Source organism: Pseudomonas spirodelae, assembly GCF_034653255.1.
GTDB classification, from domain to species: domain Bacteria; phylum Pseudomonadota; class Gammaproteobacteria; order Pseudomonadales; family Pseudomonadaceae; genus Aquipseudomonas; species Aquipseudomonas spirodelae.
Window position 1 is genome coordinate 1 of sequence record NZ_JAYEET010000059.1, and the last position, 1,826, is coordinate 1,826.

At 60.2% G+C, this 1,826-nt stretch carries 2 protein-coding genes; both read left to right on the plus strand.

Annotated features, from left to right (window positions below):
• The coding region (gene tnpB, locus SOP97_RS20100; RefSeq protein WP_322950597.1) for an IS66 family insertion sequence element accessory protein TnpB at positions 1–250 on the plus strand (250 nt) is incomplete at its 5' end.
• A 61-nt stretch (positions 251–311) separates the two neighbouring features.
• Positions 312–1,826, plus strand: a 1,515-nt coding sequence (gene tnpC, locus SOP97_RS20105) for an IS66 family transposase (RefSeq protein ID WP_322950598.1), incomplete at its 3' end; no start/stop codon positions are given.

Here is a 1,826-nt window from a genome sequence, read left to right on the forward strand (position 1 = left end):
CGTGTTCGGTGCGGCGAAACCACACTGCGCCTATCTCTTCGCCAATCGCCGCGCCAACCGCATGAAAGTTCTGGTACATGACGGTGTGGGTATCTGGCTGGCCGCACGGCGATTGAACCAGGGCAAGTTTCACTGGCCAAGCATCCGACACGGCTCGGAAGTCGAACTCGACGCTGAGCAACTTCAGGCGTTGGTACTGGGGTTGCCCTGGCAGCGGGTCGGTGCGGGCGGCACGATCACAGTGCTGTAGCACCGGCCATTAGCCCATTGGTGTATCTGCGCTGACCGCCTGCTCTGGCACAATCAGCAACATGAATTCCTCGCCCAATCTCGACCGACTGACACCTGAGCAACTGCGTGCACTGGCCGCGCAGTTGCTCACGCAGGTTGATGCGATGGGCAAGAAGATCCACCGCGATCAAACCATCATTGAGCAGCTCACCCACGAAATTGCATGGTTCAAACGGCACAAGTTTGCCAAGCGCAGCGAGCAGCTGAGCCCTGACCAGGGCAGCCTGCTAGATGACCTGCTCGACACCGACATCGCCGCCATCGAAGCGGAGTTGAAAGCCGTCAATCCTCCGGTTGCTCCAGCTGAACCCCGCCAACAGCCCAAGCGCACAGCGCTGCCTGCACAATTTCCGCGCACGGTGATCCGTCACGAGCCGGAGAACACCCAGTGCGCCTGCGGCTGCCAGTTGCAACGCATCGGCGAAGACATCAGCGAAAAGCTGGATTACACGCCGGGCGTGTTCACCGTCGAACAGCATGTGCGTGGCAAATGGGCCTGTCGCCAGTGCGAAATACTGATCCAGGCACCCGTGCCGGCGCAGGTGATCGACAAAGGCATCCCCACTGCCGGCCTTCTGGCTCACGTGATGGTGGCCAAGTTCGCCGATCACCTGCCGCTGTACCGGCAGGAGAAAATCTTTGGCCGTGCCGGCCTGGCCATCGCCCGTTCCACACTGGCGCAGTGGGTCGGACAAACCGGTGTGCAGCTTCAGCCGCTGGTCGATGCCCTGCGCGAAGCCATGTTGGCCCAACGCGTGATCCACGCCGATGAAACACCGGTGCAAATGCTCGCACCGGGCGAGAAGAAAACCCACCGGGCTTACGTCTGGGCCTACAGCACCACGCCCTTCGCCGATCTGAAGGCCGTGGTGTATGACTTCAGCCCCAGCCGTGCCGGCGAACATGCGCGCAATTTTCTGGGCCAGTGGAATGGCAAGCTGGTCTGCGACGACTTTGCCGGTTACAAAGCCAGCTTCGAGCAGGGCATCACCGAAATTGGCTGCATGGCCCACGCCCGACGCAAGTTCTTCGATCTGCATGCGGCGAACAAAAGCCAACTGGCTGAACAGGCATTGCACGCGATTGGCGGCTTGTACGAAATCGAACGGCAAGCACGGGACATGAGCGATGAAGAACGCTGGCGAATACGGCAAGAAAAGGCATCACCGATACTCGGCGCGCTGCATGACTGGATGCTGGCCCAGCGCGATCTTGTGCCCAATGGATCAGCAACGGCAAAAGCCTTGGATTACAGCCTCAAACGCTGGGTAGCGCTGACGCGCTACCTGGAAGATGGAGCCGTACCCATTGATAACAACCAGGTCGAGAACCAGATCCGGCCATGGGCACTGGGGCGCTCGAACTGGTTGTTTGCCGGGTCGCTACGTAGCGGCAAAAGAGCAGCGGCGATCATGAGCTTGATCCAGTCGGCCCGCATGAACGGACATGATCCGTATGCCTATCTCAAAGACGTGCTGACACGGCTGCCGATTCAGCGAGCCAGTGAGATCGGCCAACTGCTGCCGCATCAGTGG